A 5,769-nucleotide genomic window follows, 5' to 3' on the forward strand; every position below is an offset into this window, starting at 1 on the left:
AATGGTGACGAGGATGACGCGCAGCTCGTTGTTGAACAGCATCATCGCGTAGTCGCTGGCGCCTGAATGGTCGGCCAGCATCTCCGTATGACCGGGATAGGGCACACCGGCCAGCTTCAACGACTCCTTGTTGATGGGCGCTGTGGCGATAGCGCACACATCGCCCTTCATGGCCGCCGCAATCGCTTCGGTGATGTAGTGATAGGCGGCTTCGCCAGCGCGCGCGTCGACCTTACCAATGGCAAAGTCATCGCCCAGGTCCGACACGGCAATGACGTCGACAGATCCCGGCTGCGGTCGCGCGTCGGCGGGTGCTTTGATCTCGCGAACATCGACGGGAATGGCAAGATGGTTGACCACGCGCCGCATGATCCCCGGATCACCATAGACAACCGCGGGCGGCCCAAACTCCGGTTCGGCAAATACCTTGGCGATGATCTCCGGCCCGATACCGGCGGGATCGCCCATGGTGACGGCGATGGGATGTTGGGGATCGGACATGGGCCGTATCGATCGTTTCGGAGGCGCGGAAGTATAGCGAGTTTTCGAAATCGAAAAAGGCCGATGACGTCTCGCGCGGCCGCTTCTACACTGATTGCCCTACGCTGAACGACTGTGAGCGAGGGGCGGACCGTGGACCTGATTTTTATGCTGACACGCGACGACAAGACCGTGCCGGATTGCATGGACGTGCTTGATTCCATCGCGTCGTTGGGTGTTCGCCATATCGGTTTCAAGGATGTCGGCGTGCCCAAGGAGACGATGCACGCACTTGCCGACGGCATTCGCGAAGCCGGCGCGACAAGCTACTTTGAAGTCGTCAGCGAAACGCCCGAGGACTGCCTGTCATCGGCGCAAACCGCCGTCGATCTGGGTATCGACCGATTGCTTGGCGGCAGCGATATCACGGCCATCAACCAGGTCATTGACGGAACGGCAATCGCGTACTACCCGTTTGCCGGTTTCCCCACGGGCCATCCGACCGACCTTGGTGGCACGCCAGACGACATAGCGGTCCATTGCCGCGACTTCATGGCGAAGGGTGCGGCCGGCGTTGACTTGCTGGCCTACCGCGCGACCGATGCGGACCCTGTGGACCTGGTGCGCGCGGCCCGCGATGCCCTGAATCCCGGCGAGTTGATTGTCGCCGGCAGCATCAGGGGACCTGAGCAGACGCGGCTGATGGCCGAACTCGGCGTCGACGGTATGACCATCGGTACGGCGCTGTTCGACGAGAGCTTTGCCCCCGGCAAGAAAGGCATCGTCGCGCAGCTAAAAGCCGCGCTCGACGCCATACCTTAGAAAGACAGGTCCTTATGCGGCCGGTCGTACGTCGTCGAGGCCGTCCACGTCACGTGCCGATATGCAGATGCTCGCCAGGGTGCGCGGCTCCTCATAGGGCCAGGGCATGCCGCGATGAAGCGTCGCGCGCTCGTCCCAAATCAGCACGTCGCCGGGCTGCCAGCGGTGCGTATAGACGTAGGTATCCTGGGTGCACCAATCGATCAGCTCGGCGATCAGCGCCTCGCCCTCGGCATCGCCCAGCCCTTCCACCGCGAAGGCATGAGAGGCGATATAGAGCGCGTCCTCACCGTTGACGGGATTGCGCCATAGCGCCCGCCATGTCTGATCCCGCCACATGGTGAAGAGCGCCTGGTCCGCCAGATCCGACGACACCTTGGCGCGCGAATGGGCGTAACGGTGATGCAGGACCTTGTCGCGCACCTGCGTCTTTAGCGCCTCGGGCATGTCTTGCCAGGCCGCGCGGGTTGAGGCCAATTCGGTCTCGCCACCCTTCGACGGCACGACACGGGCGGTGATGATGTTGGCGAGCGCCGGCACCGGCAAGAAGGTGCTGTCGGTATGCCACAACTGGTTCGCCTTCAGGTTCAGAACCTGTTTGTCCTGTTCCGGCGCGACCGTATCGTCCGCACGCACGTTGGTCACCGTCGACATGCGCGGTTCGACAATCTTGCCTTTCGAGCGGTTCTCAATCGGGCCGAACAGCTCACCGAAGGACAGGTGACTGGCGTCATCCAGGTCCTGGTTGCGAAACAGCAGGAGGGAGTGTGCCTCGAATGCCCGTCTGATCTCAGGATAGCCGGACGTGGCGGTCACCTGGCGCAGGTCGACATCGTGGACATCAACTCCGAAACGGTCATGCAGCGGCGTGGTCTTCATGACGACTCTCCTGGTCCGATCGCCACGAATCGTTACGGCGACCGGCCCACCCGGTCAATGGGTTCAGGGGGTTGCCGTCAGGCCGCCATCAACGATGAGCTCGGTGCCCGTCACATAGGCGGCGTGGTCGGAGAGCAGAAACAGGCAGGCATTCGCCATGTCCTGGGCGGTGCCAATCCGGCCCAGCGGTATATGGTCGGCAATGGCCGCCTGGACATCCGGCTTGTCGTCCCAGCGCGCCTGCATCGGCGTGTGGACCGGGCCAGGCAGGATTGTGTTGGAGCGAATGCCGTCGCGGGCGAACTGCACCGCAATCGACTTCGATAGCCTGACCACCGCGGCCTTTGAACAACCATAGGCGTCCTGGGGCTGGCTGTCGCCGCGCAAGGCGTCGGTCGAGGCGAAGTGCACCATGGAGCCGCCGCCATTGCTCTTCATCACCGGGATCGCATGCCGCACGGTCAGCGCAAACGACTTGACGTTGATCGCCATGACACGGTCCCAGACGTCCATATCCATGACGGTGCAGGACTTGTCGCGGTCGAACCACAGGACGCCCGTCGTGTTAACCAGATGATCGAGCTTGCCGTGGGCCTCGACAGTCTGGTCGATGACGCTCTTCACGAACGTTTCGTCCGTCACATCACCTTGAAGGTATAGCGCCGTGCCCGGCCCATCCGGCACGTCGTTGGGCTCATCCTTCAGGTCGACCATGGTGACATGGGCGCCCTCGCGGATCAGATCGCTGGCGATCGCCAAGCCCATACCGCCGCCAGCGCCGGCAACCAGCGCGACCTTGCCCTCGAAACTCATACCCACTCTCCTTCAATACGACCGCCGCAGCAGGTTCGTTGCGCGGTCGGTCGACGGTTACTCACGATGGCCAAAGCTGACGATGCGGTATCGCATCAACAGATACATGACGGTGAAGACAAGCAGCACGACGCCGTTGACCAGCGCCGCTAGCGCGTAGAGTTCGGCGTCCAGACCGAAACGGAGCGATCCCCAGGCAAGCGTCGGCAATGTCGGAATGGCGCCGAGGTTGTAGAACGAGATCTCGAGATTGTTGAACGCCAGGATGAAGCTGATGATGAAGGCGCCCAGCATGGCCGGCCAGATAATCGGCAGCGTGACCTCCCAAAAGCAGCGGATCGGTTTGGCGCCGAACACCATGGCGGCGTCATCGAGACGCCAGTCGTAGCGCGCCAATTGGGCGAGCATGATCAAGAAAGCGAAAGACGTGCCGTGGACAGCGTTGGCGATCATGGCCGAAACCATGTTGCCGGGCAGATCCAGGACCTGACGATTGAACAGCAGGCTGGAAATGCCGACCAGCAGGTCGGCAATGAACAAAGGCGCCAGGTAGGCAACCGCGATCAGGCCGCGCCAGCGCGAGCGATACTTCAGGATGCTGATACTGCCCATGGTCGCCAACACCGTACACATGACGGCGCTGCCGACACCCAGCAGCAGGCTGTTCCAGAGCGCTTCGTGATAGGTGCTTTCCTTGGCAAGGCCCGTATAGGCGCTAAACGTCCACTGCGGCGGGAACGGCCAGATCAGGTCCTTGTTGAAGGACGTGTAGATGACATAGATGATCGGTGCATAGAGAAAGGCATAGAGGCTCGCCAGCAGCAGTCCGGCACTGCCCTTGAACATGACCCGCCCGGTGGCCTGGCGTCCCATGACCTCAGCCCTCCTTGCCGGTGAAACCGCTGCGCTGCAGGTTCACCGTCAGCCACATGGCAAACAGGACGGCTGACGAGACGATGAACAGCAGGACGCCCATCGCCGAGCCCAGCGCCCATGTGCCGGTCTCGCCGAACTGCAGGCCCAGGATCTGCCCGAAGGAAGCGGCGTTTGGCCCGCCCAGGAAACGCGAGGTGATGGACTCGGCCATCGCCGGCACGAAGACCAGGACAAGGCCGATGACCGTGCCGATCCAGTTCAGCGGCCACGTAATCTCGATGAACGCGCGCCACGGCTTGGCGCCGTTGATCTTCGCGACCTCTAGAAGCTCGAAGTCGAAGTTCAACAACGACAGATAGATCGCCGTCACCATGAACGGAATGAACAGATAGACGATGCCGATGCCGACCGCCGTCTGGGTGAACATGATGAACTCAACCGGCGGAAGACCGAATTCCATCAACGTCAGATTGACCACGCCGACCGGGCCCATGACGCTTTGAATGCCGGTCACGCGCAGGATGATGCCGGTGAAGAAGGGCGCGGCGAGTGCCAGGATCAAGAGCAGCCTGTAGCGGTCGCCGTGCTTGGCGATGAAGTAGGCGATCGGCCATGCGTAGACGAGGCAGAACAGCGACACCAGCACCGCCGTGATGAACGTTCTGATCAGGAACGTCATGTAGGTGCCTTGGCCGAACAGGACGCCGTAGTTGTCGAGATTCCAGTCGGCGATCAGCGTGTAGCTCTCGGTGCGCCAGAAGCTGAAAACGAAAATGGAGAGGATCGGCAAGAGCAGGAAGAAGATGATGAAAAGCGCGCCCGGCAAGGCCATCAGGAGGAAACGGCCTTCGGGTCCCAGCCGTCTGCCCATGCCGCCTGTCGCTGTCGCCATGAAGCTCAGCCTTCCGCCGCGAAGCAGACGCCGTCGGCGACCGGCCATGTCACCTCGACCGGCTTGTCGCGGGCGATATCGATATCCTGCGACGCCTCGCTCACCATCAGCTCAGCGCCATTCTCCAAGCCGACCAGATAATCGGCCGTCGTACCCTTGAAGATGATGTCGCGCAGCGTGCCGCTCAGCTTGTTCGCTGGCTCCGGTACCGGCGTCATGCCCGGTCGGACGATGCGCATCTTCTCGCACTTGACGAAACACTCGACCTCGGTCCCGTCCGCAAGACCGTTCGGACGCGGCACGTTGAGCGTCACGCCGTTCCAATCGATCGCCGCCATGCCGCCCTCGCCCGAACGCAAGGTGCCCGCCATACGATTGGAGTGTCCGACAAACCCGGCGACGAAACGGCTGGTCGGGTGGGTATAGACCTCTAGTTTCGGGGCGACCTGCTCGAACCGCCCTTCGCTCATGACGGCGATGCGGTCGCTCATTGTCAGCGCTTCTTCCTGATTGTGCGTGACATAGATGAAGGGGATGTCGAGTTCGACTTGGTAGCGGCGCACCTCGACTTCCATCTCCTTCCTGAGTTCGCGATCGAGATTGGCGAGCGGCTCGTCCAACAAAAGCAAGGCCGGGCGCGCGATCAGGCCGCGGGCCAATGCGACACGTTGCTGCTGGCCGCCGGAAAGTTGATGGGGATAACGGTCGGCCAGGCCGTCAAGTCTGAGTAGATCCAGCGCCCAGGCCAGCCGCTCGTCCTGCTCGGCCTTGCTGCGGCCCTGCATGCGCAGTGGAAAGACGACGTTCTCGCCGACCTTCTTGTGCGGGAACAGGAGGAAGTTCTGGAACACCATACCGACGCCGCGCGAATAGGGCGGCAGTGCCGTCACGTCCTGACCGTTGATGAAGACGGAACCTTCGTCCGGCATCTCCAGCCCGGCAATGATGCGCAACAAGGTTGTCTTGCCGGAACCGCTAGGGCCGAGAAGCGCAAAGAACTCGCCCTG

7 protein-coding genes are annotated in these 5,769 nt (G+C 62.1%); 1 reads left to right on the forward strand and 6 read right to left on the reverse strand.

Going from position 1 to position 5,769, the window contains the following annotated elements; translation table 11 throughout:
* Positions 1–501 (reverse strand): 4-hydroxythreonine-4-phosphate dehydrogenase PdxA (locus AAF563_25270; GenBank protein ID MEM7124611.1); only part of this gene is annotated, 501 nt, incomplete at its 3' end.
* A 132-nt stretch (positions 502–633) separates the two neighbouring features.
* Between AAF563_25270 and AAF563_25275 the strand changes: the two genes are divergently transcribed.
* The gene (locus AAF563_25275; GenBank protein ID MEM7124612.1) at positions 634–1,302 is read left to right on the forward strand and encodes a hypothetical protein; all 669 of its coding nucleotides are present in this window, start codon (positions 634–636) and stop codon (positions 1,300–1,302) included.
* A gap of 12 nt (positions 1,303–1,314) precedes the next feature.
* Here the strand turns inward: AAF563_25275 and AAF563_25280 are convergent, their stop codons facing one another.
* The 5 genes from AAF563_25280 to AAF563_25300 form a co-directional block, all read right to left on the reverse strand.
* Positions 1,315–2,181, reverse strand: a complete 867-nt coding sequence (locus tag AAF563_25280; protein MEM7124613.1) for a TauD/TfdA family dioxygenase — start codon at positions 2,179–2,181, stop codon at positions 1,315–1,317.
* Between the two features lie 63 nt (positions 2,182–2,244).
* Positions 2,245–2,994 (reverse strand): SDR family oxidoreductase, encoded by a 750-nt coding sequence (locus AAF563_25285; GenBank protein ID MEM7124614.1) that lies wholly within the window; start codon positions 2,992–2,994, stop codon positions 2,245–2,247.
* A 57-nt stretch (positions 2,995–3,051) separates the two neighbouring features.
* Complete coding sequence (locus AAF563_25290; GenBank protein ID MEM7124615.1) at positions 3,052–3,867, reverse strand: ABC transporter permease; 816 nt, start codon at positions 3,865–3,867, stop codon at positions 3,052–3,054.
* Positions 3,868–3,871: 4 nt separating this feature from the next.
* Complete coding sequence (locus AAF563_25295; protein ID MEM7124616.1) at positions 3,872–4,762, reverse strand: ABC transporter permease; 891 nt, start codon at positions 4,760–4,762, stop codon at positions 3,872–3,874.
* Positions 4,763–4,767: 5 nt separating this feature from the next.
* The coding region (locus AAF563_25300) for an ABC transporter ATP-binding protein (GenBank protein MEM7124617.1) at positions 4,768–5,769 on the reverse strand (1,002 nt) is incomplete at its 5' end.

Source organism: Pseudomonadota bacterium, assembly GCA_039028155.1.
GTDB lineage: Bacteria > Pseudomonadota > Alphaproteobacteria > SP197 > SP197 > JANQGO01.

Excerpts from the sequence above, each read along its gene's own strand:
- AAF563_25285 (MEM7124614.1), bottom strand. The coding sequence starts at position 2,994 with ATGAGTTTCGAGGGCAAGGTCGCGCTGGTTGCCGGCGCTGGCGGCGGT.
- AAF563_25280 (MEM7124613.1), bottom strand. The coding sequence starts at position 2,181 with ATGAAGACCACGCCGCTGCATGACCGTTTCGGAGTTGATGTCCACGAT.
- AAF563_25295 (MEM7124616.1), bottom strand. The coding sequence starts at position 4,762 with ATGGCGACAGCGACAGGCGGCATGGGCAGACGGCTGGGACCCGAAGGC.
- AAF563_25290 (MEM7124615.1), bottom strand. The coding sequence starts at position 3,867 with ATGGGACGCCAGGCCACCGGGCGGGTCATGTTCAAGGGCAGTGCCGGA.